This window comes from Blastococcus sp. SYSU DS0533 (assembly GCF_054050775.1).
Window position 1 is genome coordinate 587721 of record NZ_JBJGZZ010000001.1, and the last position, 24391, is coordinate 612111.

At 74.5% G+C, this 24391-nt stretch carries 30 protein-coding genes; 15 read left to right on the plus strand and 15 right to left on the minus strand.

Going from position 1 to position 24391, the window contains the following annotated elements:
• Window positions 1-78: 78 nt before the first annotated feature.
• From ACI79W_RS02950 to ACI79W_RS02960, 3 genes are read left to right on the plus strand one after another with little or no spacing between them, the layout of a single operon-like run.
• Entirely contained in the window at window positions 79-1395 is a 1317-nt protein-coding gene (locus ACI79W_RS02950) for a cytochrome P450 (protein WP_456560574.1), read from the plus strand.
• Window positions 1392-1610, plus strand: coding sequence for a ferredoxin (locus ACI79W_RS02955; RefSeq protein WP_456560575.1), 219 nt, complete (start codon window positions 1392-1394; stop codon window positions 1608-1610). Before ACI79W_RS02950 ends, ACI79W_RS02955 begins: the two co-directional genes overlap by 4 nt.
• A gap of 7 nt (window positions 1611-1617) precedes the next feature.
• On the plus strand, window positions 1618-1908 hold the full coding sequence (locus ACI79W_RS02960; protein WP_456560576.1) for a GNAT family N-acetyltransferase: 291 nt from the start codon (window positions 1618-1620) through the stop codon (window positions 1906-1908).
• Window positions 1909-1970: 62 nt separating this feature from the next.
• On the opposite strand, the gene ACI79W_RS02965 is transcribed toward ACI79W_RS02960, so the two are convergent.
• A complete protein-coding gene (locus tag ACI79W_RS02965; RefSeq protein WP_456560577.1) occupies window positions 1971-2480 on the minus strand; it encodes a VOC family protein in 510 nt (169 codons plus the stop codon).
• A gap of 101 nt (window positions 2481-2581) precedes the next feature.
• Here ACI79W_RS02965 and ACI79W_RS02970 point away from each other — a divergent pair, with 101 nt between their 5' ends.
• Entirely contained in the window at window positions 2582-3451 is an 870-nt protein-coding gene (locus tag ACI79W_RS02970; protein WP_456560578.1) for a polysaccharide pyruvyl transferase family protein, read from the plus strand.
• On the opposite strand, the gene ACI79W_RS02975 is transcribed toward ACI79W_RS02970, so the two are convergent.
• Both ACI79W_RS02975 and ACI79W_RS02980 read right to left on the minus strand, forming a co-directional pair.
• Window positions 3429-4310 (minus strand): glycosyltransferase family 2 protein, encoded by an 882-nt coding sequence (locus tag ACI79W_RS02975; protein WP_456560579.1) that lies wholly within the window; start codon window positions 4308-4310, stop codon window positions 3429-3431. The two genes, ACI79W_RS02970 and ACI79W_RS02975, sit on opposite strands and share 23 nt — an antisense overlap.
• Window positions 4311-4464: 154 nt before the next feature.
• On the minus strand, window positions 4465-4728 hold the full coding sequence (locus ACI79W_RS02980) for a helix-turn-helix domain-containing protein (protein WP_456560580.1): 264 nt from the start codon (window positions 4726-4728) through the stop codon (window positions 4465-4467).
• Window positions 4729-4769: 41 nt separating this feature from the next.
• Here ACI79W_RS02980 and map point away from each other — a divergent pair, with 41 nt between their 5' ends.
• Window positions 4770-5540, plus strand: a complete 771-nt coding sequence (gene map / locus ACI79W_RS02985; protein ID WP_456560581.1) for a type I methionyl aminopeptidase — start codon at window positions 4770-4772, stop codon at window positions 5538-5540.
• Window positions 5541-5595: 55 nt separating this feature from the next.
• Window positions 5596-5913, plus strand: coding sequence for an antibiotic biosynthesis monooxygenase family protein (locus ACI79W_RS02990; protein ID WP_456560582.1), 318 nt, complete (start codon window positions 5596-5598; stop codon window positions 5911-5913).
• A 3-nt stretch (window positions 5914-5916) separates the two neighbouring features.
• On the opposite strand, the gene ACI79W_RS02995 is transcribed toward ACI79W_RS02990, so the two are convergent.
• From ACI79W_RS02995 to ACI79W_RS03010, 4 genes are all read right to left on the minus strand, one after another.
• On the minus strand, window positions 5917-7053 hold the full coding sequence (locus tag ACI79W_RS02995) for a cystathionine gamma-synthase (RefSeq protein WP_456560583.1): 1137 nt from the start codon (window positions 7051-7053) through the stop codon (window positions 5917-5919).
• Complete coding sequence (locus tag ACI79W_RS03000; protein ID WP_456560584.1) at window positions 7050-8432, minus strand: cystathionine beta-synthase; 1383 nt, start codon at window positions 8430-8432, stop codon at window positions 7050-7052. Before ACI79W_RS03000 ends, ACI79W_RS02995 begins: the two co-directional genes overlap by 4 nt.
• A 76-nt stretch (window positions 8433-8508) precedes the next feature.
• Window positions 8509-9681 carry a zinc-dependent alcohol dehydrogenase gene (locus ACI79W_RS03005; protein WP_456560585.1) on the minus strand — a complete coding sequence of 391 codons (1173 nt, stop codon included), beginning with the start codon at window positions 9679-9681 and terminating at the stop codon, window positions 8509-8511.
• Window positions 9682-9708: 27 nt separating this feature from the next.
• The gene (locus ACI79W_RS03010) at window positions 9709-10656 is read right to left on the minus strand and encodes an SRPBCC family protein (protein ID WP_456560586.1); all 948 of its coding nucleotides are present in this window, start codon (window positions 10654-10656) and stop codon (window positions 9709-9711) included.
• Between the two features lie 101 nt (window positions 10657-10757).
• Between ACI79W_RS03010 and ACI79W_RS03015 the strand changes: the two genes are divergently transcribed.
• The gene (locus tag ACI79W_RS03015) at window positions 10758-11783 is read left to right on the plus strand and encodes an aldo/keto reductase (protein ID WP_456560587.1); all 1026 of its coding nucleotides are present in this window, start codon (window positions 10758-10760) and stop codon (window positions 11781-11783) included.
• Between the two features lie 64 nt (window positions 11784-11847).
• Here ACI79W_RS03015 and hisN read toward each other — a convergent pair whose 3' ends face one another.
• Both hisN and ACI79W_RS03025 read right to left on the minus strand, forming a co-directional pair.
• The gene (gene hisN, locus ACI79W_RS03020; protein ID WP_456560588.1) at window positions 11848-12657 is read right to left on the minus strand and encodes a histidinol-phosphatase; all 810 of its coding nucleotides are present in this window, start codon (window positions 12655-12657) and stop codon (window positions 11848-11850) included.
• A gap of 52 nt (window positions 12658-12709) precedes the next feature.
• Entirely contained in the window at window positions 12710-12892 is a 183-nt protein-coding gene (locus ACI79W_RS03025; RefSeq protein ID WP_456560589.1) for a DUF2795 domain-containing protein, read from the minus strand.
• A 53-nt stretch (window positions 12893-12945) separates the two neighbouring features.
• Between ACI79W_RS03025 and ACI79W_RS03030 the strand changes: the two genes are divergently transcribed.
• Both ACI79W_RS03030 and ACI79W_RS03035 read left to right on the plus strand, forming a co-directional pair.
• Complete coding sequence (locus tag ACI79W_RS03030; RefSeq protein ID WP_456560590.1) at window positions 12946-13482, plus strand: DUF2087 domain-containing protein; 537 nt, start codon at window positions 12946-12948, stop codon at window positions 13480-13482.
• 84 nt (window positions 13483-13566) lie between these two features.
• The gene (locus ACI79W_RS03035; RefSeq protein ID WP_456560591.1) at window positions 13567-13830 is read left to right on the plus strand and encodes a hypothetical protein; all 264 of its coding nucleotides are present in this window, start codon (window positions 13567-13569) and stop codon (window positions 13828-13830) included.
• A gap of 135 nt (window positions 13831-13965) precedes the next feature.
• On the opposite strand, the gene rsgA is transcribed toward ACI79W_RS03035, so the two are convergent.
• The 3 genes from rsgA to ACI79W_RS03050 all read right to left on the minus strand — a co-directional run bounded on the left by rsgA (window position 13966) and on the right by ACI79W_RS03050 (window position 17822).
• On the minus strand, window positions 13966-14958 hold the full coding sequence (gene rsgA, locus ACI79W_RS03040; protein WP_456560592.1) for a ribosome small subunit-dependent GTPase A: 993 nt from the start codon (window positions 14956-14958) through the stop codon (window positions 13966-13968).
• Between the two features lie 23 nt (window positions 14959-14981).
• Window positions 14982-16262, minus strand: a complete 1281-nt coding sequence (gene aroA / locus ACI79W_RS03045) for a 3-phosphoshikimate 1-carboxyvinyltransferase (protein ID WP_456560593.1) — start codon at window positions 16260-16262, stop codon at window positions 14982-14984.
• A gap of 96 nt (window positions 16263-16358) precedes the next feature.
• Complete coding sequence (locus ACI79W_RS03050; protein ID WP_456560594.1) at window positions 16359-17822, minus strand: NAD-dependent succinate-semialdehyde dehydrogenase; 1464 nt, start codon at window positions 17820-17822, stop codon at window positions 16359-16361.
• A 137-nt stretch (window positions 17823-17959) separates the two neighbouring features.
• Here ACI79W_RS03050 and ACI79W_RS03055 point away from each other — a divergent pair, with 137 nt between their 5' ends.
• Entirely contained in the window at window positions 17960-18706 is a 747-nt protein-coding gene (locus ACI79W_RS03055; RefSeq protein ID WP_456560595.1) for an SOS response-associated peptidase, read from the plus strand.
• A gap of 1 nt (window position 18707) precedes the next feature.
• Entirely contained in the window at window positions 18708-20255 is a 1548-nt protein-coding gene (locus tag ACI79W_RS03060) for a fused MFS/spermidine synthase (protein WP_456560596.1), read from the plus strand.
• A 1-nt stretch (window position 20256) separates the two neighbouring features.
• Here ACI79W_RS03060 and ybaK read toward each other — a convergent pair whose 3' ends face one another.
• Window positions 20257-20730, minus strand: a complete 474-nt coding sequence (gene ybaK / locus ACI79W_RS03065) for a Cys-tRNA(Pro) deacylase (RefSeq protein WP_456560597.1) — start codon at window positions 20728-20730, stop codon at window positions 20257-20259.
• A 196-nt stretch (window positions 20731-20926) separates the two neighbouring features.
• Between ybaK and ACI79W_RS03070 the strand changes: the two genes are divergently transcribed.
• Window positions 20927-21622, plus strand: coding sequence for a sigma-70 family RNA polymerase sigma factor (locus ACI79W_RS03070; RefSeq protein ID WP_456560598.1), 696 nt, complete (start codon window positions 20927-20929; stop codon window positions 21620-21622).
• Entirely contained in the window at window positions 21619-21957 is a 339-nt protein-coding gene (rsrA, locus tag ACI79W_RS03075) for a mycothiol system anti-sigma-R factor (protein ID WP_456560599.1), read from the plus strand. The genes ACI79W_RS03070 and rsrA overlap by 4 nt, the downstream gene beginning before the upstream one ends.
• A gap of 110 nt (window positions 21958-22067) precedes the next feature.
• Here rsrA and ACI79W_RS03080 read toward each other — a convergent pair whose 3' ends face one another.
• Complete coding sequence (locus ACI79W_RS03080) at window positions 22068-22142, minus strand: 50S ribosomal protein bL37 (RefSeq protein ID WP_014377707.1); 75 nt, start codon at window positions 22140-22142, stop codon at window positions 22068-22070.
• Window positions 22143-22315: 173 nt separating this feature from the next.
• On the opposite strand from ACI79W_RS03080, the gene ACI79W_RS03085 reads away from it, so the two are divergent.
• Together ACI79W_RS03085 and ACI79W_RS03090 are read left to right on the plus strand one after the other, a co-directional pair.
• Complete coding sequence (locus tag ACI79W_RS03085; RefSeq protein WP_456560600.1) at window positions 22316-23365, plus strand: biotin carboxylase N-terminal domain-containing protein; 1050 nt, start codon at window positions 22316-22318, stop codon at window positions 23363-23365.
• A gap of 20 nt (window positions 23366-23385) precedes the next feature.
• The gene (locus ACI79W_RS03090; RefSeq protein ID WP_456560601.1) at window positions 23386-23646 is read left to right on the plus strand and encodes a biotin/lipoyl-binding carrier protein; all 261 of its coding nucleotides are present in this window, start codon (window positions 23386-23388) and stop codon (window positions 23644-23646) included.
• Window positions 23647-23703: 57 nt separating this feature from the next.
• On the opposite strand, the gene ACI79W_RS03095 is transcribed toward ACI79W_RS03090, so the two are convergent.
• Window positions 23704-24204, minus strand: coding sequence for a GNAT family N-acetyltransferase (locus ACI79W_RS03095; protein ID WP_456560602.1), 501 nt, complete (start codon window positions 24202-24204; stop codon window positions 23704-23706).
• Between the last annotated feature and the right edge of the window lie 187 nt (window positions 24205-24391).

Genomic DNA, 24391 nt, shown 5'->3' on the forward strand with positions numbered 1-24391 from the left:
GCTTCGCAGGGTGTGTTGTGTGTCACCCCGATCCTCTCTAGCGTGCGGAGCACGACCGCCGACCAGGGAGGGCCTCTCGTGTCCGTCGACGCCGCACCAGGACCGGGAACCGTTCCGCGCCCCCGCAGGGCGGGCGCGGCCGACCTCGGCATCGACCTGTCCGACCGCGACTTCTGGCTGCGCCCGCCGGCCGAGCGGCACGCCGCCTTCGACCGGCTCCGCGCCGAGCGGCCGTTCGCCTTCTTCGCCGAGCCCGAGATCCCCAACCTGCCGAGCGGGCCCGGCTACCACGCCGTCACCCGCTACGCCGACCTGGAGGCGATCAGCTCGCAGCCCGCCGTCTTCTGCTCGGGCGGAGGGGCCGTCTCCATCCAGGACGTCCCCGCCGACCTGAACGAGTTCTACGGCTCGCTGATCAGCATGGACGACCCGCGGCACGCCAAGATCCGCCGCATCGTCGCCAAGACGTTCACGCCGCGGATGCTGGAGCGGGTGGTCGACTCGGTGACCGGCATCGTCGACGACGTCCTGGCCGGGGTGCGCCGGAAGGCGGCCGAGGGGGACGGCGCCTTCGACGTGGTCGCCGACCTGGCCGCGCCCATCCCGCTGCGGGTCATCTGCGACATGATGGGCGTCCCTGAGCAGGACCGGGCGATGGTGCTGGCGAAGTCGAACGTCATCCTCTCCGGCGGCGACCCGGAGCTCGTCGAGGACGAGGAGGACCCGCTCACCGGGGTGCTCATGGCGGGCATCGAGCTGGCCGCGCTGATGGAGCGGCTGGCCGCCGAGCGGCTGGAGCGCCCGACGGAGGACCTGACGACGGCGCTGGTGACCACCGAGGTCGAGGGGGAGCAGCTCACCCACCAGGAGATCGCCTCCTTCTTCATCCTGCTGCTCGTGGCGGGGAACGAGACGACCCGCAACGCGATCTCCCAGGGGCTGCTGGCGCTGCAGGAGCACCCCGACCAGCGGGCCCGCTGGGTCGCCGACCCGGGACTCACCCGCACCGCCGTCGAGGAGATCGTGCGGTGGACCAGCCCGATCACCTGGATGCGCCGCACCGCGACCCGCGACGGTGAGCTCGACGGCTACCCGTTCGCCGCGGGCGACAAGTTCCTCCTCTTCTACGCCGCCGCCAACCGCGACCCCGCGGTGTTCCCCGACCCGCACCGCTTCGACCTCGGCCGCGACCCGAACCCGCACGTCGGCTTCGGGTCGAAGGGGCCGCACTTCTGCCTGGGCGCGCACCTGGCCCGGCGCGAGCTGGCGGTCACCTTCGCCCGGGTGCTCGATCAGCTGCCCGATCTGGAGATCACGGGCCCGCCCGACCGGCTGCGGTCGTCCTTCGTCAACGGGCTCAAGCGGCTCCCTGCCCGGCTCGCGGGGAGCCGGTGAGCCGCCTGGAGGCCGACCTCGAGAGGTGCGTGGGGGCCGGCGCCTGCGAGGCCCTGGCGCCGGACCTGTTCGAGGTGGGCGACCAGGGGACGGTGACGGTGCTGCGCCCGCACCCGGAGGGCGGTGACCTGCGCGACGCCGAGGAGGCCGTCCGGCAGTGCCCGACCCGCGCGCTCCAGCTGGTGGCGGAACAGCCGGCCCCCGCGGCGGGTTGACGCGGGCATGGAGACCACCGTCACCGACGTCCCCGAGGCCGACCGGTTCGAGATCCGCGACGGCGACCGCGTGCTGGGGCTGGCCGCCTACGAACGCCGCGGCGACACCCTGGTGTTCACCCACACCGAGATCGACCCCGATGCCGGGCAGTCCGGCCTGGGCAGCACCCTGGTGCGCGCCGCCCTCGACGAGGTCCGGTCGCGCGGCGGCTCCGTGGTGCCGCGCTGCTCCTTCGTGGCGGGCTGGATCGAGCGGCACCCCGACTACGCCGACCTCGTCGCCGACCGGGACCGCTGAGGAAGGGTCCCGCCCCTACCGCTCGCCGCGAGCCTGCGAGCGGTGGGACGGCGAATCCTCCGTCAGAGCACCTTGGTGCCGTACATCTCCCCGAGCGGGTCGGCGATGAGCTCGATGCGGGCGCCGTCGGGGTCGCGGAAGTAGACCGAGACCCCGCTGTGCACCTCGTGCGCGATCCCGGCCTCGGTCAGCCGCCCCACGAGTTCCTGCCAGCGGTCCGGGTCGACGCTGATCGCCATGTGGTGCAGCCCGCCGAGCACCTCGGCGTACGGGCCCACGTCCAGGCCGGGGAAGTCGAAGAACGCCAGCAGGTTGCCGTTCCCGATGTCGAAGAAGAAGTGCGAGGAGCCGGGGTAGTCGCGGTTCTCGATCAGCTCGGTCAACGGGAAGCCCAGGACGTCCTGGTAGAAGCGCACCGTCCGCTCGACGTCGCTGCTGATGAGCGCGGTGTGGTGCAGCCCGCGGGCGGTCGAGGGCGGCCGGGTGCCGGCCGGGCGCAGGTGCGCTTCCCGGATCCGGTCGCGTTCGGCCTCGAGGGCCGGCAGGTCGCGGTCGTGGTCGGTGGTGCTCACGGCGTCTCCTCGTCGGTCGGCGGTGACCGGCACAACCCGTGGGACGGGGATCTCGTTCCCTGCGGATGCCCGCGCCCCATCCTGCTGCCAGGGTGGACGCCGTGCGTGTTCTCGTGGCCGGGTGGTTCAGTTTCGACGAGGTGATCGCCACCGTCGGTGACGAGCTGGGGGCCGAGGCCGTCACCGGCTGGCTGACCGGGCTCGGCGTCGACCACGACGTCGCCTGGGCGCCGTACCTGGGGCGCGGCGTGCACTGGCGCGACGTCGACCCGGCCGACTACACCCACCTGGTGTTCACCACCGGTCCGGTGGGTGACCTGCCGGGCCTGCGCGACCTGACGGCCGCGTTCGCCGGGGCGCGGCGGTGGGCGGTCAACGTCTCCGTCGTCGACGAGGCCGCCCGCACGATGTTCGACGCCGTGTGGGAGCGGGACGGCCCGGGAGTGACCCGGCCGGACCTGGCGATCGACGGACCCGCGGCCGACGCCCCGGTCCTCGCCGTCGCGTTCGCCCCGCTCCAGGGCGAGTACGGCGACCGCAGCCGGGCCGACCGCGTTCGCGGCGTCATCGAGGAGTGGCTGGCCTCCCGTGCCCTGCCGTGGTTCCCGATCGAGACCGACCTGTACGACAAGCCGCACCCCCGCCGCCCGGCGCAGGTGGAGGCCCTGCTCCGGCGGTGCGACGCCGTGGTGAGCATGCGGCTGCACGGCCTGGTCCTCGGGCTCAAGAACGATCGGCCGGTCATCGCCTGCGACCCGATCGCCGGCGGGGCCAAGGTGACCGGCCAGGCGCGCGCGCTGGACTGGCCGCTGCTGCTCGACGCCGATGAGGTCACCCCCGAGGCCCTCGACGCGGCGCTCTCCCGCTGCCTGTCCGGTGAGCTCGCGGGGGCGGTGACCCGCTCGCGGGGCCGGGGGGTGGCCGGGACCGAGGACGCGCGGCGGTGGCTCACCGCGCAGCTGGGGCACTGAGCGGCCGCTGCGCCAGGGCGAAGCGCCGTTCCACCTCCGCCGGGACGGGGCGGCGCTGCCGGAGCGCAGCGGGCAGCCGGCGCACCCAGCCGCGCAGCGCCGCCCGGGCGGCCGGGTCCGACGGTGCCCGCCGGGCGAGCCGTGCGGTGGCCGCCACCGCCACCGGGAGCGGCCGGCGCAGCCAGTCGACGAGCAGGTCGTTGCGCGTCTGCAGCGCCCAGCGCTGCGGTGGGACGGTCGGTGGACCTGCCGGGTCGTGCCAGGCGACGACGTCGTCGGCGAAGCTCTGCTGCCAGCCCGCCGCCGCGAGGTCGAGCGCGAGCAGGTGCTCCTCACCGCCGAAGAACAGCAGCGGGGAGAAGCCGCCGACGGACAGGTAGGCCTCGCGGCGGACCACCGTCGCGAACGCGGGGTAGCTCAGCACGTCCGGTCCCGGCGTGCCCGGCGTCGTCCCCAGGACGGCGGCCCGGTGCTTGCGGGTGACCGCGTCGACGGACCCGTCGGCGGCCATCCGCACCCGCCCGGCGAGGAGAGCGACCCCGGGGTGGTCGTCGAGCAGGTCGGCGGCCCGGTGCAGGGCGCCGTCCTCCCACCACGAGTCGTCGTCCGCGAAGGCGATGTACCGGGTAGCCGCCCCCACGACACCCGCCGTGCGCGCCACCGCCCCGCGGTTGGTCGGCAGTTCCACCACGGCCACGGCCGGGTGCCGGGCGCGGACGGCGGCCGCGGTGCCGTCCGAGGAGCCGTTGTCGACCACGACCACCGGGTGGACGCCGTCGTCGAGGTGGGCCAGCGACCGCAGCAGGGACGCCCGCCGGTTCCGGGTGGCGACGACGACGGTCACGCGAGGACTGGTCACCTGGTCGTGCGTACCGCGACGGCCTGCTCCCCGAACACACCGGTGGCCGTTCGATCCGTCCAGGGGCTCAGCACCGGGTGCTCCCGTCGGAGTCGGCCTCTGCCCAGCCGCCGTGGGCAGAGGCCGACTGCCCCGGGTCGGTGCCGCGGACCGCTCAGGCGGAGAGGGCGGTGCCTCCGTCGTCCAGGGCGCCGGCCAGGTCGTCCAGGGGCAGGTCCAGGGCGCGGGCGAGTGCGGCGACCGTGAAGAACGTCGGCGTCGGCACCCGCCCGGACTCGATCTTGCGCAGCACCTCGAGGCTCACCCCGGAGGCCGCCGAGACCTCCGCCGGGCTCCGGTCGCCGCGGGCGGAGCGGAGCAGCGCACCCAGCCGGCGGCCGCGCTCGCGCTCTTCGGGGCTCAGCGGCGGTCGCACCATGGACGTGATAGTAATACCGGTAGCGACCGAGGAGGACCACCGTGATCGAACTCCGCACCCCCGGCGAGCTGGACGCGATGCGTGCCGCCGGCGCGGTCGTCGCCGACATGCACGCCGCGGTCCGCGCGCTGGCGGCGCCGGGTGTGCGCCTGACCCAGCTGGACGCCGTGGCCCGCGACGTCCTGTCCGACGCCGGCGCCACCTCACCGTTCCTCGGCTACGCGCCGCTGCCCACGACCCCGCCCTTCCCCGGCGTCCTCTGCCTGTCCGTGAACGACGTCGCCCTGCACGGCATCCCGACGCCCGAGGTGCTCGAGGACGGTGACCTGCTCAGCGTGGACGCCGGTGCCGTGCTCGACGGCTGGGTCGGGGACGCCGCGATGACCTACCCGGTGGGCACGCCGCGGCCCGAGGACCTCGCGCTGGTCGAGACCACCGAGCGGGCGCTGGCGGCCGGCATCGCGGCGGCCGTCGTCGGCAACCGGATCGGCGACATCTCCGCTGCGATCGGTGCGGTCGGCCGGGCCGGTGGGTGCGGCATCAACACCGACCAGGGCGGGCACGGGGTGGGGCGGAGCATGCACGAGGCGCCATCGGTGCCCAACGAGGGACGCGCCGGCCGCGGGGTGCCGCTGCGCCCGGGCCTGGTCATCGCCATCGAGCCGTGGTTCCTCGCCGGTGGCAGCGACGACTACACGGTCGACGCCGACGGCTGGACGCTGCGCAGCGCCGACGGCAGCCGTGCCGCGCACGTCGAGCACACCGTCGCGGTCACCGAGGACGGCCCCAGGATCCTCACCGCCCCGCGCTGAGAGCCGCCACGGCAGCTCCGGGTGCCGCGCCCGGCGGACCCGTACGGTGCAGGCCGTGATCCTCGAGCACGCAGAGCTGTCCGTGACACCCGGCCGCGAGGCCGAGTTCGAGGCGGCGTTCCGGTCCGCGGCCCCGATCATCTCGGCGTCGCCGGGCTTCCGGCGGCTGATGCTGTCCCGGTGCGTGGAGCGGGGAAACGTCTTCCTGCTGCTCGTCGAGTGGAACAGCGTCGAGGACCACACCGAGGGCTTCCGCGGGTCGCCGGGGTACCAGGAGTGGCGGCGCCTGCTGCACTCCTTCTACGACCCGTCCCCCGTGGTCGAGCACTTCCGCCCGCTGTTCATCGTGGGGCCGACCCCGGCGGGGGCCTGACGCTCAGCCCAGCGCCTGTTCGAGGTCGGCCAGCAGGTCCTCGACGTCCTCGATGCCGACCGAGAGGCGGACCAGGTCGGCCGGCACCTCGAGCGGTGACCCTGCCGCGCTGGCGTGGGTCATGCGGCCCGGGTGCTCGACGAGCGATTCCACACCACCCAGCGATTCGGCCAGCGTGAACAGCTGCGTCCGCTCGCAGACCCGCAGGGCCGCCGCCTCACCGTCCCGGAGCCGGAACGAGACCATGCCGCCGAAGCCGGACATCTGCTTGGCCGCCACCTCGTGGCCGGGGTGGTCGGGGAGCCCTGGGTAGAGGACGGTCGCGACCTCGGGCCGGCCGACCAGGAACTCCGCGATCCGGGCGGCGTTGGCGCAGTGCCGGTCGACCCGGACGCCGAGCGTCTTGAGGCTGCGCAGGACCAGCCACGAGTCGAACGGGCCGGCGACCGCGCCCATGGCGTTGTGGTTGTAGGCCAGCTTCTCGCCGAGCTCCGCGTCCCGGGTGACGAGCGCGCCGCCGACGACGTCGGAGTGGCCGCCCAGGTACTTCGTCGTCGAGTGCACGACGACGTCGGCGCCCAACGTCAGCGGCCGCTGCAGGTACGGCGAGGCGAACGTGTTGTCGACGACGAGCAGCGCGCCGGCCTCGTGGGCGATGGCCGCCGTCGCCTCGATGTCGGTGATGTTCAGCAGCGGGTTGCTGGGGGTCTCGCACCACACGACCCGCGTGGTGGGCCGGATCGCCGCGCGCAACGCGTCGGGGTCGTCGAGGGTGACCGGCGTGTGCTCCAGGCCCCACTCGGACAGCACGCGGGAGATCAGCCGGAACGTACCGCCGTACGCGTCACCGCCCAGGACGACGTGGTCGCCGGCCCGGCACGCCGTGCGCAGCAGGGTGTCCTCGGCGGCGAGGCCCGACGCGAACGCCAGCGCGGTCGTGCCCTCCTCGAGGGCGGCCAGCGCGGCGTGCAGGGTGTCGCGGGTCGGGTTGCCGCTACGGCTGTACTCGTAGCCGCCGCGCAGCCCGCCGACGCCGTCCTGCTTGTAGGTGGTGGTCAGGTGCAGCGGCGGGATGACCGCACCGGTGGCCGGGTCGGGCTCCTGACCGGCGTGGATGGCGCGGGTGTTGAAGCCGGTCACCGGGTCACCCCCGCGAGGTGGCCGAGCACGTCCTGCCGGGTGACCACGCCGGCGGGCTTGCCGTCGACGTGCACCAGCAGCGCGTCCGCGGAGCCCAGCTGGGCGACCGCGGCGCTGACCGCCTCACCCGAGCCGACGATCGGCAGCGGTGGGCTCATGTGCCTCTCCACCCGGTCGGCGAGCGAGGCCCGGCCGGCGAACAGCGCGTCGAGCAGCGTCTTCTCGTCGATCGACCCGACCACCTCGCCGGCGGTGACCGGCGGCTCCGCCCGCACGACGGGCAGCTGGCTGACCCCGTACTCGCGGAGGATGTCGATGGCGTCGCGGACGGTCTCGTTCGGGTGGGTGTGCACCAGCGTCGGTGTCTCGCCGGACTTGGTGTGCAGCAGTTCGCCGACGGTCTCCCCGCCGGTGGCCTCCACGAAGCCGTAGTCGGCCATCCACGCGTCGTTGAAGATCTTGCCCAGGTAGCCCCGGCCGCCGTCGGGCAGCAGCACGACGAGGACGTCGTCCTTGGTCAGCCGCTCGGCGACCCGCAGCGCGGCCACCACCGCCATGCCGCAGGAGCCGCCGACCAGCAGGCCCTCCTCGCGGGCGAGCCGTCGGGTCATGGCGAACGAGTCGCCGTCGGAGACCGCGACGATCTCGTCGGCGACCTCCTTGTCGTAGGTGCTCGGCCAGAAGTCCTCGCCCACGCCCTCGACCAGGTACGGGCGGCCGGTGCCCCCGGAGTAGACCGAGCCCTCGGGGTCGGCGCCGATGACCTGGACCCGGCCGCCGGACTGCTCCTTGAGGTAGCGGCCGACGCCGCTGATCGTGCCGCCGGTACCGGCGCCGGTGACGAAGTGGGTGATCCGGCCGTCGGTCTGCGCCCAGATCTCCGGCCCGGTCGTCTCGTAGTGCGAGCGCGGGTTGTTCGGGTTGGAGTACTGGTCGGGCTTCCAGGCGCCGGGGGTCTCGCGGGCAAGCCGGTCGGAGACCGAGTAGTACGACCTCGGGTCGGCCGGGTCGACGGCGGTGGGGCAGACGACGACCTCGGCGCCGTAGGCCTTGAGCACGTTGATCTTCTCCTGCCCGACCTTGTCGGGGCAGACGAAGATGCAGCGGTAGCCGCGCTGCTGGGCGACCAGCGCCAGGCCGATGCCGGTGTTGCCGCTGGTCGGCTCCACGATCGTGCCCCCGGGCTGCAACTCACCGCTCGCCTCGGCGGCGTCGACCATCCGCACGGCGATCCGGTCCTTCACCGAGCCCCCGGGGTTGAGGTACTCCACCTTGGCCAGCACCAGCGGCGCGTCGGGGCCCAGGTCGCGGGTCACCGACGACAGCTTGACCAGCGGGGTGTTGCCGACCAGGTCGACGACGGACTCGGCGTACTGCACGGTGGCGCCTCCTCGGGCCGGGCCGGGCCGGCCGCGTCGCCGGCCCGGTCGTGGTCATCCCACCAGACGGGTCGGGTCAGGGCTTGAGGACCACCTTCGTGCAGTTGTCCTCCTTGTCCCGGAACATCCGGTAGCCCTCCGGCGCCCGGTCCAGCGGCAGGGTGTGCGAGATCAGGAACGTCGGGTCGATCTCGCCGTCGCGGATCTTCTCGTAGAGCGGCTTCAGGTAGCGCTGCACGTGCGCCTGCCCGGTGCGCACGGTCAGCGACCGGTTCATCAGCGAACCGACCGGGAACTTGTCCATGAGCCCGCCGTAGACGCCGATGATCGAGACCGTGCCGCCGTTGCGGCAGGCCATGATCGCCTCGCGCAGGGCGTGCGGCCGCTCGGTCTCGGCCATGACGGCGGTCTTGGCCCGGTCGTAGGCGTCGACCACGGTGGTGGGGTGAGTGGCCTCGAGCCCGGCGGCGTCGATGCAGCCGTCGGGGCCGCGGCCGGCCGTGAGCTCGTTGAGCGCGTCGAGGACGTCGACCTCCTCGTAGTTCAGGACGTCGGTGGCGCCGGCCTCGCGAGCCTTGTCCAGCCGGTAGCCGAACCGGTCGATGGCGACGATCCGCTCCGCGCCCAGCATCCTGGCGCTCGCCACGGCGAACAGGCCGACCGGCCCGGCGCCCCAGACGGCGACGACATCGCCGGGGGAGATGTCGCACATCTCCGCGCCCATGTAGCCGGTGGGGAAGATGTCGGTGAGGAACAGCACCTGCTCGTCGGTCAGGTCGTCCTCGACCTTCAGCGGGCCGACGTCGGCGAACGGCACCCGGGCGTACTCGGCCTGACCGCCGGGGTAACCGCCGACCAGGTGCGAGTAGCCGTAGATGCCGCAGGGCGAGTGGCCCCACAGCTTCTCGGCCATGCCGGCGTTCGGGTTGGAGTTCTCGCAGACGGAGAACAGGCCGCGCTCGCAGGCGTTGCACCCGCCGCAGGCGATGGGGAACGGCACGACGACGCGGTCGCCGACGCGCAGGTTCGAGACCCCCTTGCCGACCTCGACCACCTCGCCCATGAACTCGTGGCCGAGGATGTCCCCCCTCTTCGTCGTGGGGATGAACCCGTCGTACAGGTGCAGGTCCGAGCCGCAGATGGCGGTGGAGGTGATCTTCACGATCGCGTCGCGGTCGTTGAGCAGCCGCGGGTCGGGGACCTCGTTGACCTCGACGTGGTTCTTGCCCATCCACTGGGTGGCGCGCACGGTGTGTCCTTCCGGAATTCGGCAGGGTCAGGAACGGGGCGCCGCGGGCTGCTGCTTCGCCAGCCGGCGGGCCAGCGGGCCCTCGGGCGTGCCCTCGGAGCGGACCACCTGCCCGGTCTCGAGGATCTGCTTGAAGCGCGCGAGGTCGTCGCGGACCTGCTGGTCGGGGGCCTCGCCGAACAGCTTCGCGACCGCCTTGCCGGCCTTGCCGCCCGGCTGCGCGTAGGCCAGCCGCACCCGAACCTCGGTGCCCTGGTCGCCGGGGGCCGGGCGGAACTCGACCACCCCGGCGTTCTCGACGTCCGCGCCGGGCAGCGACCGCCAGCGGATCCGCTCGCCGGGGGACTCCTCGACCACCTCGGCGTCCCACTCCACCGTGCGCCGGCCCGGCGCCTCGGCGACCCAGTGCCAGCGCCCGATGCCGGCGCTGCGGACCTCCCGCACGTGCGCCATGAACTCCGGCAGCCGGGAGAAGTCGTGCCAGCGGGCGTAGACCTCCTGCGGCGGCTTGTTCACGGTGGTGGCCGCGGAGACGTCGATCGCGCTCTTCCACGGAGCCGAGGAGGGCAGCAGCTCGCGGGCGGCGCTGCGGCTGCCGGCCCGGCGGGACCGCGCGGCGGTGAGCAGGTCCAGCGCGGCCAGGCCGGCGACGGCGGCCGTGGCGGTGCGGAGCCGGCGGCCGCGCTCGCCGCCGCGGTTCGACAGGGCCATCCCCATGGCGGTCAGGTCGACCGCGTCACCGGCCACCCGGGTCCAGGCCCATCCCGGCCGGCCGGCGAGCAGCGGCACGGCGTGCAGCAGCTCGCGGGCGCCGACGAGGGGGATCACCGAGAGCGCGGTCGCCGAGTCGTCGACCCCGGAGAACCGCGCGACGCCCTTCGGGTCGCGCAGCATCGCGACCCCGAGGCCGGTGCTGACGAGACCCAGGACGCGGGCGGTGCGGCGCATTCCAGGGCGGGTGCGGCTGGAGCTCATCGGGTCCTCCGGTCGGTGGGTGCCCGGAGCGGCTACCCGGCGGCCGGGCGGGGAAACGGCAGCGGTGGCGGACGCCTCGACGCGCGGACGAGGATGCGGGCATGCCAGCCGCCACGCCTCCCGTCGGTACCCGCACGCTCGGCCGCGACGGCCTGACCGTCTCCGCCCAGGGCCTGGGCTGCATGGGGATGAGCCAGATGTACGGCGCCGCCGACCGCACGGAGTCGATCGCGACCGTGCACCGCGCGCTGGACCTGGGTGTGACCTTCCTCGACACCTCGGACGTCTACGGCAGCGGCCACAACGAGGAGCTGGTGGGCGAGGCGATCGCCGGGCGGCGCGACGAGGTGCAGCTGGCGACCAAGTTCTCGCTCTCCCGGACCCCGGACGGCGGGGTGCGGATCGACGGCCGCCCCGAGAACGTGCGGGCCTGCGCCGAGGCCAGCCTGCGCCGGCTGGGGGTCGAGGTGATCGACCTCTACTGCCAGCACCGGGTCGACCCGCGGGTACCGATCGAGGACACCGTCGGGGCGATGGCCGAGCTGGTGACAGAGGGCAAGGTGCGCCACCTCGGGTTGTCGGAGGCCAGCGCCGCCTCGATCCGCCGCGCGGTCGCCGTGCACCCGATCGCGGCGCTGCAGAGCGAGTGGTCGCTGTGGACCCGCGACCTGGAGGAGGAGGTGCTGGGCGTCGCCCGCGAGCACGGCATCGGCATCGTGCCCTTCAGCCCGCTCGGCCGCGGCTTCCTCACCGGGGCGATCCGCAGCCCCGAGGACTTCGGCGACGACGACTGGCGGCGCGGCCACCCGCGGTTCACCGGCGAGGCGTTCACGGCCAACCTGCGGCTGGTGGACGCCGTCCGGGCGCTCGCGGCGGAGAAGGGCGTGACCGCGGGGCAGCTGGCGCTGGCGTGGGTGCTGGCGCAGGGGGACGACGTCGTGCCGATCCCCGGCACCAAGCGCCGCGCCTACCTCGAGGAGAACGTCGCCGCGACGGCCGTCGAGCTCTCCGCCGACGACCTGGCCCGGCTCGACTCGATCGCGCCCCCCGGTGCGGCGGCCGGCGGGCGGTACGTGGACAGCAGCTATGCCTACGGCGACAGCCCGGAGCGCCGGACCGCGCCGTGACCGGGGTGGACCTCAGGGCCGACCCCGCACCAGCGGGCCGGTGGTGGAGCCGCCCCGGGCCTGGTCAGGACGGCGGGACCGGCGGGGCTGAGGTCAGCTGGTGGACCGTCTCGGCCTGTCCCAGCCTCTCCAGCGCGGCATCGTGCAGCCGGCCGTTCGTGGCCAGGGCGCTGCCGCCGGCGGGCCCGGGAGCGCCGGTGACGTCGGTGAACCGGCCCCCGGCCTCCCGGACGATCACGTCCAGCGCCGCGAGGTCCCACAGGGACACCTCGGGCTCGCAGGCGATGTCGACGGCGCCCTCGGCCAGCAGCACGTAGCTCCAGAAGTCGCCGTAGGCGCGGGTGCGCCACACCGAGCGGGTGAGGTCGAGGAAGCCTTCGAGCGCGCCCCGCTCCTCCCACCCCGAGAGGCTGGAGTAGCTCAGGCTGGCGTCACCGAGCTGCGACACCTCCGACACGCGGCACCGGGTGGCCGACTCCAGCCGGCGCCCGGTCCAGGCACCGACGTCCCTGGCCGCCCACCAGCGCTTGTTCAGCGCCGGCGCCGACACCAGGCCCACCACCGGCTCGTCGCCGTCGAACAGTGCGATCAGAGTGGCCCAGACCGGCACGCCGCGGACGAAGTTCTTGGTCCCGTCGATCGGGTCGAGCACCCACCGGCGCGACCCGTGACCGGTCGTGCCGAACTCCTCGCCCAGGACCGCGTCGCGTGTGCGGGCACGCCCGAGCGTGATCCGCAGCTGCTCCTCGACGGCCCGGTCGGCGTCGGTCACCGGCGTGAGGTCCGGCTTGGTGTCGACCGTCAGGTCCTGGGCCTTGAAGCGGTCCATGCTGATCGAGTCGGCCTGGTCGGCCAGCACGTGTGCCAGCCGCATGTCCTCTGAGTAGCCCCGACCCGACGTCATGGGCACCCAACCTAGCGGGGAGTCAGTCGAAGACGGCGGAACTGACCCCGCTGGGCCCTTCGTACTCCCGGTCCTCGATCTTCTTCAGGGCCTCCAGGACCTCGTCGTCGCCCCCGTGCTGCTCGGCGTGCTTGACGATGTCGTCCTTGCCGGCGGGGTAGTCCATGCCGGACAGGGCCTTCTGGATGTCGATCGGGCTCACCATGCGCGACTCCCTACCCGGGCAGCGACGGCCGATGCACCGATTACCGTCGGGGTGTGGACGCGGCGACGATCGCGGGGCTCCTCGCGGACCCGGTGCGGCTCAAGGTGGTCGCGGCGCTGGCGCTCGGCGCCGAGACGATCGAGGAGGTCGCCGACGCGGCCGGGCTGGGGCTCAAGGAGGTCGCCCTCGCGGCCCGCCGGCTCGCGCGCGCCGGGCTGGTGCGCCGGGACGGCCACGACCTGGTGCTGCACGCCGAGCGGTTCGGGGCGGCCGCGCGGGCGGCGGCGGAGGCGGCGCCCCCGCCCGAGCCACTGTCGGACGACCCCGCCGCCGACGCGGTGCTCTCGGCGTTCGTCCGCGACGGGCGGCTGGTGTCGGTTCCCTCCCACCGCAGCAAGCGGCTGGTGGTCCTCGACCACCTGGTGCGCGTCTTCGAGCCCGGCGTCCGCTACCCGGAGCGCGAGGTGAACGCGCTGCTCGCCGTGTGGCACCCCGACGTGGCGGCGCTGCGCCGGTACCTGGTGGACGAGGGGTTCCTCACCCGCGAGGCGGGCGTCTACTGGCGCAGCGGCGGCTACGTCGAGGTGTGAGGTCGCGCGGCGGGCGACGGGTCGACAGGTGGGGACGTCGACACATCGTTCGCCCGGCCCCGCGGTCCAGGGGAGGCTCCGCGGGTGCCCGTCCCGTCGCCCGATGCCTTCGCCGCGCTGGCGCGCTCCTCGCCGTGGCCCTGGTCGACGACCGGGGCGTCGCGGTCCCCGACGCCGGAGTTGCGGCCGGACGGCCTGATCGCGGCGCGGCCGGAGGACCCGCTGCTGGGCTACGACGACCCGATGCACGAGGACTACCACTGGGTGGCGATGCTCGATCCGGCGGAGCTCCCGACCCGGGCCCGGGGGCTGCCCCCGGCGACGCGCCGCTGCTGCTGGACGCGGTGACCGAGGGGGCGATGGGGGGAGAGATCGCGGGGTGAGGGCACGACCTCCGCATCGAGGCGGTCGACGAGCCGATGGCCGACGACCGCTTCCCCGAGCCACGCCGGCGCCGGTGACGTGCTGGAACGGCCGGTCCGCTCAGTAGCCCGGGCCGACCTGGCCGACGGCGGCGAGCAGCACCCGGACCGCGTCGAGCTGCTCCCGGCGCACCGGGGGCCCCTCCTCGGCCCACGCGTCCAGCGCGCAGTCGGGGTCCTCCGCGGTGTGCCCGCAGCCGGGCGGGCACTCGGTCGCGGCCTCGGCGATGTCCTCGAACGCGACCAGGACGTCGTCGGCGGTGACGTGGGCGAGGCCGAACGACCGGATGCCCGGGGTGTCGATGACCGTGCCGCCACCGGGCAGGTCGAACAGCACCGCCGACGACGAGGTGTGCCGGCCCTTGCCGATCTTGCTGACGTCGCCGGTGGCGCGCAGGGCATCCGGCACGAGCCGGTTCACCAGGGTCGACTTGCCGACACCTGACTGCCCGACGAACACGCTCATCCGGTCGCGCACCCGGTCGAGGAGTGCGGCCAGCGGCAGCTCCCGCGACATCGGCACGGCCTCCAGCCCCAGCCCGGCGTAGCGGTCGAGCAGCGGCCGCGGGGAGGCGAGATCGGTCTTGGTGAGGCAGAGCAGGGGCTCGAGCCCCCCGGCGTAGGCGGCGACCAGGCACCGGTCGAGAAAGCCCAGGGCGGGCTCGGGGTCGGTGACCGAGGTGACGATGACCAGCACGTCGGCGTTCGCCACGACGACCCGCTCGGTGGGGTCGGTGTCGTCGGCGGTCCGGCGCAGGGACGTCGTCCGCTCCTCGATGACGACGATGCGGGCCAGCGTGTCCGGGCGTCCGCTGGTGTCGCCGACCAGGCGCACCCGGTCGCCGACGACCACGCCGTGCCGACCCAGTTCCCGGGCCCGCATGGCGGTGACGTCGACCGGCGCGCCGTCGGGCCCCTCGACCCGGACCGTCATCCGCCCGCGGTCGACCGCGACGACCAGGCCGGGGACGGCGTCGGCGTGCGTGGGCCGGGTGCGCGTGCGGGGACGGGAGCCGCGCCGGTTGGGCCGCACCCGGACGTCGTCCTCGTCCATGCGCCGGGCGCCCCGCTGGGCGCTCAGGGGACGGCCCCGATCGGCTCGCCCAGCAGCCCGGCCCAGCGCTCCCGGAAGTCGGGGAGGGTCTTGGTGACCGCGCCGGCGCCGGTGACCGTGACGCCCCCGACCGCCAGGCCGAGGACGGCGGCGGCCATGACCATGCGGTGGTCGGCGTAGGAGTCGAGGACCGCGCCGCGCCGGGGACCGGGTTCGATCTCCAGCCCGTCGGGCAGCTGCCGCACCCGTGCGCCCACGGCCGTCAGCACCTCGTCCAGCGCCTGCAGCCGGTCGGTCTCGTGCCCGCGCAGGTGGGCGATCCCGGTCAGTCGGGACGGGCCGTCGGCCAGCGCGCACAGAGCGGCCAGCACCGGCGTCAGCTCGCCGACCTCGCCGAGGTCGGCGACCAGCGGCCGGACGGTGCCGGTGCCGGTGACCTGCAGCCCCTCGGCGGTGCGGGTGACCTCGGCGCCCATGGCCGGCAGCAACCGGTCCAGGTGCGCGCCCGGCTGCGTGGTGACGTCGGGCCAGTCGCGCACCGTCACCCGGCCACCGGTGACCAGCGCGGCGGCGAGGAACGGCGCGGCGTTGGAGAGGTCGGGCTCCACCACCCGGTCGAGCGCCCCGATCGCCCCGGGGGCGACCCGCCAGCCGCGGTCGGTGGCGGCGACGTCGACGCCGTGCTCCCGCAGGGTGGTCACCGTCATCTCGACGTGCGGCATGGAGGGCACCCCACCGGCCAGCGCGAGGTCCAGGCCCTCGTCGAAGCGTGCGGCGGCCAGCAGCAGCCCCGAGACGATCTGGGAGGACTCCCCGGCGTCGACCTCGACGGGGCCACCGCGAACCCGGCCGGTGCCGTGCACGGTGAACGGCGCCCGGCCGCGACCGTCGTCGTCGACCCGCACCCCCAGAGCGCGCAGCGCGGTGATCAGCCCGCCGTTGGGGCGCTCGTGCAGCCGGGGGTCGCCGTCCACGCGCACCGCACCGTCGGCCAGGGCGGCCACCGGCGGCAGGAAGCGCAGGATCGTGCCGGCCAGCCCGGCGTCGACGGTGGCGGGGCCGCGCAGCGGACCCGGGGTGACCAGCACGTCGTCGCCGTCGTCCACCACCTGCGTCCCGAGGGCCCGCAGCGCCGCGGCCATGAGGTCGGTGTCGCGCGCCCGCAGCGGCCGCACCAGCCGGCTCGGACCGTCCGCGAGCGCCGCCAGCACCAGGGCCCGGGCGGTGAGGGACTTGGAACCGGGCAGGGTGACGACGGCGTCGATGGCGGACGGGTGGTGCGGTGCGGACCAGGCGTCGCTCACGCGATCAGTCTGCCCGGTCGCCCGCACCGCACCACCCGGCCCCGTCCCGAGACTCGGGCCGAGCCTGCGAGGCGTGAGGGGGACGGGGTCCTCCTGTCAGCCGGCCTGCGGCTTGTCGGCCTTCTTGACCGGCACGATGCGCAGCAGCCGCCGGTTGGCGAACTCGAACATCGCCAGCTCGGAGAGCTCGCGGCCGTAGCCGGACCGCTTGATCCCGCCGAAGGGCAGCTCGGGGGAGGAGGCGGTGGGCTGGTTGATCCACACCATGCCGGCCTCGAGCCGCTCGGCGACCGCGCGGGCGCGGTCGACGTCGCTGCTCATCACCGTGGCGCCGAGGCCGAACGCGCTGTTGTTCGCCAGCTCCACGGCCTCGTCGGCGTCCTTCACCTTGTAGACGACGGCCGCCGGACCGAACAGCTCCTCGCTGTAGGCCCGCATCTCCGGGGTGACGTCGGTGAGGATCGTGGCCTCGACGAAGGCGCCCGGGCGGTCGGGGCGCGCGCCGCCGGCCACCACGGTCGCGCCCTTGTCGATCGCGTCCTGGATCTGCGCGTGCAGGTCCTGCGCGGCGCGCTCGCTGGACAGCGGCGCCAGCGACGTCGACGGGTCGGCCGGGTCGCCGGGGGAGAAGGTGGAGAACGCCTGCTTGAGGCCCTCGACGAAGGGCTCGTAGAGCTCCTCGGTGACGATCAGGCGCTTGGACGCGGTGCACGCCTGGCCGGTGTTCTGCATCCGGCCGGCGGTCGCTGCCTTGACGGTGGCGGCCATGTCCTCGGCGTCCAGCACGATGAACGGGTCGCTGCCGCCGAGCTCGAGCACCGACTTCTTCAGGTGCTTGCCCGCCAGCGCCCCGACCGCGCTGCCGGCCCGCTCGCTGCCGGTGAGGGTGACGCCCTGGATGCGGGGGTCGGCGATGACCTGCTCGACGTCGGAGATGCGCAGGAACGTGTTGGTGAAGACGCCCTCGGGCGCGCCGGCGTCGGCGAACAGCTGCTCGATCGCCACCGCGCACTGCGGGGTGATCTCGGCGTGCTTGAGGATGACGGTGTTGCCGAGCACCAGGTTCGGGCCCGCCACGCGGACCACCTGGTAGAAGGGGTAGTTCCACGGCTCGATGGCCAGCAGGACGCCGATCGGCCGGGTCTCGATGACGGCCTCGCCCTTGCCCATCAGCGGCTGGATCGGCGTCGGCTCGAGGAAGCCCGGGCCGTTGTCGGCGTAGTACTTCAGGATCATCGAGCAGAGCTTGAGCTCGCCGACGGCCTCGTCGCGGCGCTTGCCCATCTCCGTGGTGATGAGGGCGGCGAGCGCGTCGCGCCGCTCGTCCATCAGCTCGGCGGCCCGCCGGACGACGCCGGCGCGCTCCTCGACCGGCCGTTCCCGCCACTCCTGGTACGCGGCGTGGGCCCGCTCGACGATCCCGTCGATGGCCTCGGTCGGGGTGAAGTCGAACTCCTTCTCCGTCTCGCCGGTGAAGGGGTTGACCGTGGCGTAGCGCCGGTCGGCGCTGTCGCTGGCGGTCTTCGGGTGGTCGGTCGGTGGGTTCTGCGTCGCGGTCACGCGGTGATCCTCGCCTCTCGTCGAGCGTTGCGACAGTGGGCCCTACCCGGTGATCGCGAACGCACGCGCGGACGCCGCCGGTGTCGGTGGGCGCACCTAGAGTCGGGGGAACAGCCCCGTGCCCGCGAGGAGGCGCCATGTGCGGTCGCTATGCGGCCAGCCGCAAGCCCGAGGACCTCGTCCTCGAGTTCGAGGCGGTCCCCGCCCCGGGGCAGCCGCCGCTGGCTGCCGACTACAACGTGGCGCCGACCAAGGACGTCTACGTGGTCCGGCACGCCCGGGAGCGCGACGCCGAGGGCGTGCCCACCGGCGAGGGCCACCGCGAACTGCGGGCGGTGCGCTGGGGGCTGGTGCCCTCGTGGGCCAAGGACGCGTCCGTCGGCAACCGGATGCTCAACGCCCGCGTGGAGTCGCTCACCGAGAAGCCCGCCTTCCGCAGCGCGGCGCGCTCCCGGCGGTGCCTGGTCCCGGCCGACGGCTGGTACGAGTGGGCCAAGCGCCTGGACTCCCCGGCCAAGCAGCCGTACTTCATCACCCCGCAGGACGGCTCGGTGCTCGCCATGGCCGGGCTCTGGGAGGTCTGGGGAAGGGGCGAGGACCGGCTCTACACCTGCACCGTGGTCACCGCCCCGGCGACGGGCGCCCTCACCGAGATCCACGACCGCATGCCGCTGGTGCTGCCCGAGGAGCGCTGGGCGGAGTGGCTGGACCCGGCTCGCGAGGACGTCGCTGAGCTCGCGCGGCCCACGCCGCCGGAGTTCGTCGCGGGGCTGGAGCTGCGGCCGGTGAGCCCGGCGGTGAACAGCGTGCGCAACAACGGCCCCCAGCTGCTGGCCCGCGCGGACGGAGCGGACGCGCCCGCCGACCAGCCGGCGCTCTTCTGACGTGGCAGCGGACGAGGCCCCCGCGCCGGTCGACTCGCCACCGCAGGCCCCGCCGCCCGGCGGTGCGCTGCCGGCATGGGTCGCGGCGGGGCTGACCTTCCTCAGCTCGGGCGCCGTCCTGGTGCTGGAGATCGTCGGCCTGCGGCTCATCGCGCCCTACGTCGGCGTCACGGTCCAGACGAGCACCGCCGTGATCGGTTTCGCGCTCGCGGCGATCGCCGCCGGCGCCTGGCTGGGCGGGGCGACCGCCGACCGCACCGACCCGCGCCGGCTGCTCGCGCCGCTGCTGGTCGCCGGCGGTGCGCTGGTCGTGGCCGTGCTGCCGCTGGTCCGGTTCACCGGCTCGCTGCTCAGCGGCGCCGACGCCGGCGGGGTGCTGCTCCTGGCCGCCGTCGCCGTCGTCGTGCCCGCGGCGCTGCTCTCGGCCGTGCCGCCGATGGTGGTGAAGCTCCAGCTGGCCAGCCTCGACGAGACCGGCGCCGTCGTCGGGCGGCTCTCGGGCATCGGCACGCTCGGGGGCATCGCCGCGACGTTCGCCACCGGCTTCGTGCTCGTGGCGATCCTGCCGAGCAGCGTCATCCTGGTCGCCACCGGCGCGGTCACCGTCCTCACCGGGTTGCTGGTGGCCTTCGTCCTGCGGCGCGGAGGTGGCCCCCGGACCGTCCCCGCCGGGCTGCTCGCGCTGGTCGTGGTGGGCGGGGGCCTGGCAGCGGTCGCCCCGACCCCGTGCGAGGAGGAGACGGCCTACCACTGCGCGCGGGTGGTAGCCGATCCGGAGCGGCCGTCGGGTCGGGTGCTGCTGCTGGACACCCTGCGGCACTCCTACGTCGACCTGGTCGACCCGACCCACCTGGAGTTCTCCTACGTGCGCGCGATCGCGGCGGTCACCGACGCCGCCTTCCCGGCGGGGGAGCCGGTGTCGGCGCTGCACGTCGGCGGCGGCGGGCTCACGCTGCCGCGGTACCTGGCGGAGGTGCGCCCCGGGACGGAGAGCCTCGTGGTGGAGGTCGACCCGGAGGTCGTCGCGATGGACCGCGAGCAGCTCGGGCTGCAGACGTCGCCGGACCTGCGGGTGCGGGTGGCCGACGGCCGGGTGGGGCTGGCCGACGAGCCGGTGGGGGAGCGCGACCTCGTGGTCGGCGACGCCTTCGGCGGGCTCTCGGTGCCCTGGCAGCTCACCACGCGCGAGGCGCTCGCGCTGGTCGACCGGGCGCTGGCCGAGGACGGCGTCTACGCGGTCAACCTGATCGACCACCCGCCGCTGTCGTTCGTGCGCGCGGAGCTGGCGACGATGCGCGCGGTGTTCGCCCACGTACTCCTGCTCGCCCGCGCGCCGGTGCTCGCCGGGGAGGACGGCGGCAACGTGATCGCGGTGGCGTCGCAGCAGCCGCTGCCGGTGGAGGAGATCGCCGCGGAACTGACCGAGCGCGACCTGGTGTGGCAGGTCGCGCAAGGCGAGGAGCTCACCCGGTTCATCGGCGACGCCCGCGTGCTGACCGACGACTTCGCCCCCGTCGACCAGCTCCTGAACCCCTACGCCGCTCCCTGAGTCAGCGGCCGATCGGCGCGGTGCGGGCCCGGGTCAGCCGCACCAGCTCGGCCGGCGGGAGCTCCAGCTGGAGCCCCCGCTTCCCGGCGCTGACCAGGACGGTGGGGAAGTCCATCGCCGTGGAGTCCACCACGGTGGGCAGCAGCTTGCGCTGGCCCAGGGGGCTGATGCCGCCGAGCACGTAACCGGTGGCGCGCTCCGCGTCGGCCGGCTCGGCCATCGCCGCCTTGCGCCCGCCGGCAGCGGCCGCCAACGCCTTGAGGTCCAGCGTGCCGCTCACCGGGACGACCGCGACGGTGAGCGCGCCGTCGACACGGGTGACCAGCGTCTTGAACACCTGGCGGGGGTCGGCCCCCAACGCGGCCACCGCCGCCTCGCCGTGCCCCTGGTCGGCCGGGTGCTCGGGGTCGTAGGGGTGCAGCGCGTGCGCCACCTTCGCCTGCTCCAGGACCCGCACCGCCGGGGTTGCCGCCACGGCGCGGGAGCCTAGCGAGCTGCGGCGCACGGGAATGCCACCGCCCGGTGGTGCCGTTGGACCGGCCGTGAGCAGCACCCTCTCGACCCCCCGCGCCCGGGCCGCGCGCCGACGTCCCCCGGGCCGTCCGGACGCCGCGCGGCTAGGATCGACCGATGTGGCGCCCCGCGTCCGGGGGCCCCAGAGAGGACGGTCGGTGCCTGAGGAGTCCGCGGTCGACAACACCGGTCAGCTGCCCGAGGCGACCCCGGCGGAGGTGCCGGAGGCGCGCGAGGGTGGCAGCCGCACCGAGCTCGCCGAGACCCGCGCCGAGCGGGATGCACGGTTCGAGCGGGACGCGCTGCCCTTCCTGGACCAGCTCTACCCGGCGGCGCTGCGCATGACCCGCAACCCCGCCGACGCCGAGGACCTGGTGCAGGAGACCTTCGTCAAGGCCTACTCCGCCTTCCACCAGTTCGCCGAGGGCACGAACCTCAAGGCGTGGCTGTACCGGATCCTGACGAACACCTACATCAACAGCTACCGGAAGAAGCAGCGGCAGCCCCAGCAGTACCCCACCGACCAGGTGCAGGACTGGCAGCTGTACGCCGCCGAGGAGCACACCTCCTCGGGTCTCCGGTCGGCCGAGATCGAGGCGCTGGACCACCTGCCGGACTCCGACATCAAGGAAGCCTTGCAGCAGCTGCCCGAGGACTTCCGGCTGGCGGTCTACCTGGCCGACGTCGAGGGCTTCGCCTACAAGGAGATCGCCGAGATCATGGGCACGCCCATCGGCACGGTGATGTCCCGGCTGCACCGCGGTCGACGCGGGCTGCAGAAGTTGCTGGCCGACTACGCCCGGGAGCGTGGATTCGTCCGCGCCGGGGCCGGTGAGGAGGCGACCCGCCCGTGAGCGACGAGCTGGGGGCCGGCGAGGCCCTCGACATCAATTCCTGCGACGACGTCCTCACCCACGTCTTCGAGTTCCTCGACCACCAGACGTCCGACGAGCGCCGCACGGTGATCGCCGAGCACCTCGACGAGTGCTCGTCCTGCCTGCGCCAGTTCGGCATCGAGGCGGAGTTCAAGGCGCTGGTGCGCCGGCGATGCGGCGGCGACAAGCCGCCGACGGGCCTGCGTGAGCGCATCAAGATGCAGCTGACGACCGTCTCCTTCGAGGAGGACGGCACGCAGGTCAGCATCGAGCGGCTGTCCGTCGAGCACTCCGAGGAGCGCCCGAGCGCCTAGCACTGCGGACGGCAGAGGCCCAGAACCCGACGGGTTCTGGGCCTCTGCCGTGCACGGCCCCCTGCAGGGTCCCGGCGCGAGCGTGCGAGCGACGGGGGCAGGGGGTCCTTTCAGGCGTTGGGGCGCTTGCCGTGGTTGGCCTTGTTCCCCTTGCGGGAGCGACGCTTGCGTCCGCGCTTGGACATCGCTGCCCTCCTCTCTCATGCTGCTGGCGGGCCGGGTGGCCCAGGACCGGTGCGGGGCCTGACCGGCGCACGCGGCGTGCGCGGCGCCGGAGGACCCGCCAAGCTGACCCGACAAGCCTCTCACGGGGTGTCCCGGCCGTGCGCCGGGCCGGGCGAGTTCAGGAGGAGCAGGAGTGCCGCAGCTGGGGATCGAGACCGTCCTCGTCGCCGGGCGGGGGCCGGCGGGGTGCGCGGCGATCCGCGCGTGCCAGCGGCTCGGTCTCAAGGCCGTCGCGGTGCACAGCGAGACGGAGCGCTCCGCCCGCCACGTCCGCCTCGCCGACGACGCCGTGCTGCTGGGGCCCGCGCCGGCTGCCGAGTCCTACCTGGCCGTCGACCGCATCGTCGAGGCGGCCCGGCGCAGCGGCGCGGACACGGTGCTCCCCGTCCCGCCGGCTCTGGCCGGCAACGCCCGGCTGGCCGCCGGCGTCATGGGGGCGGGGCTGCGGTGGGGCGGCCCCGACCCGGAGGTGCTCGAGCGGCTCGGCGGGGACGGGGTGGAGCCGGCCAGCGAGCGGGGCTTCCTGGCCTGGGTGACCGCCGAGGGGCTGCGGTTCACCACCCCGGTGGCCCGCGACCGCGCCGCCGGTATCGCGCGGGTGTCCTGGACCCCCGGCGAGCCCGGCCGGCTGCCGGCCGCGGCGCACCGACTCGGCGAGGTGGGCTGGCGCGGGCTGGTCACCGTGGGGATAGCGCCCGACGGCGCGCTCGCCGAGGTCGCCGCCGGTTTCTCGCTGGACATGGCGGTGCTCGAGCGGTCGCACGGCGTGGACGCAGTCGAGCTGGCGCTGCGCAGCGCGGCCGGGCCCCGGGAGGCCGACCCGGCTCCCGAGGGCCGTCCCGCCCCGCGGGCGGCGGTCGTGGCCCAGCTCCGCGCCACGCTCCCCCCGGGGACCGCCGGGCGGATCAGCGGCCGCCTCCCGGGCACCGGTCGCCCGCCCGCGGCCGGCAGCGGCGTCGACCTGGTGGCGGTGACCGGCTACGAGCCCGGTGACCGCCTGGACGGTTGGTACGACGCCCTGCTGGCCACCGTCAGCGGCGGCGCGGACGGCGTGCCGGCGGCGGCCCGGGCCGTGAGCCGGGCGTTGTCCGGGTTGCCCGAGACCGGTGTCCCGCACGACGGGCCGGAGGTCTGCGCGGTGCTCGGGCGGCTCGCCGAGGGGCGGAGCTCGCCGGCGACCTGATGCCTGCCGATCATGCTTGGATGGGGACTCACGATCGGCGGGCGCGGGAGGTACCGGTGGCGGTGGAGGAGATCCACGCGGAGATGGTCTCCAGTGTCTGGAAGGTCCTGGTGCAGCCGGGGGCACAGGTGGCCGCGGGTGACACGCTGGTGATCCTGGAGTCGATGAAGATGGAGATCCCCGTGCTCACGGAGAACGCGGGCACCGTGCAGGAGCTGCACGTGGTGGAGGGCGAGGTGCTCCAGGAGGGCGACCTCATCGCGGTCGTCGCGGACTCCTGACGACCCCGCCCGGAGGCTCGCCCCGAGCGTGCGAGGGGTGAGGAGGGACGGGGTCCTTCAGCAGACGTCGCGGGCGTAGACCAGCAGGTCGACGCCGGGGACCGGCGTCCAGTCGCGCTCCGGCAACCGGGTGAAGCCCAGCCGGGCGTACAGGCGGTGCGCCGCGGTCATGCGCGTGCCGGTGGAGATGACGACCCGTCGCCGTCCCGCTGCCCGGGCGCGGGCCAGGCACGCGCGCACCAGCGCCGCACCCACGCCGCGGCCCTGCGCGCGCGGGTCCACCACGAGCATGCGGAAGCCGGCTTCGTCGGGGCACTCCAGAACCTCGCCGACATCGCCCCCCGGGACGAAGGCCACGCTCCCGACCAGCTCGCCGGACCCGTCCCTGGCGACGAGCAGCTCGGCCACCCGTGCACGGCCGGCCACGTCGGCCAGCTCGGCCGCGTAGCCCGCCGAGGCCAGCCCGCCGTCCACGTAGACCTGCACGGTGAGGGCGGCGATGCGGTCGTGGTCGGCGGGGACGGCCGGCTCGATGCTCACGGCGGGGAGCGGCTGCACGGCTCCCAGGCCAGGAGGCGCGCCGTCCTCGCCCGCCCGGCATGGACCCGCGGACGGCGTCCTAGGTGTACCCGGCCAGGACGTTGGTGACGGCGGCCGGACTTGAACGCAGGAGAACCTCCGAGTGGGGTGTGGCTTGTCTAAGGCCCACATCCGCCCGGAGGTTCTCGTGTCCCACGGTAATGCC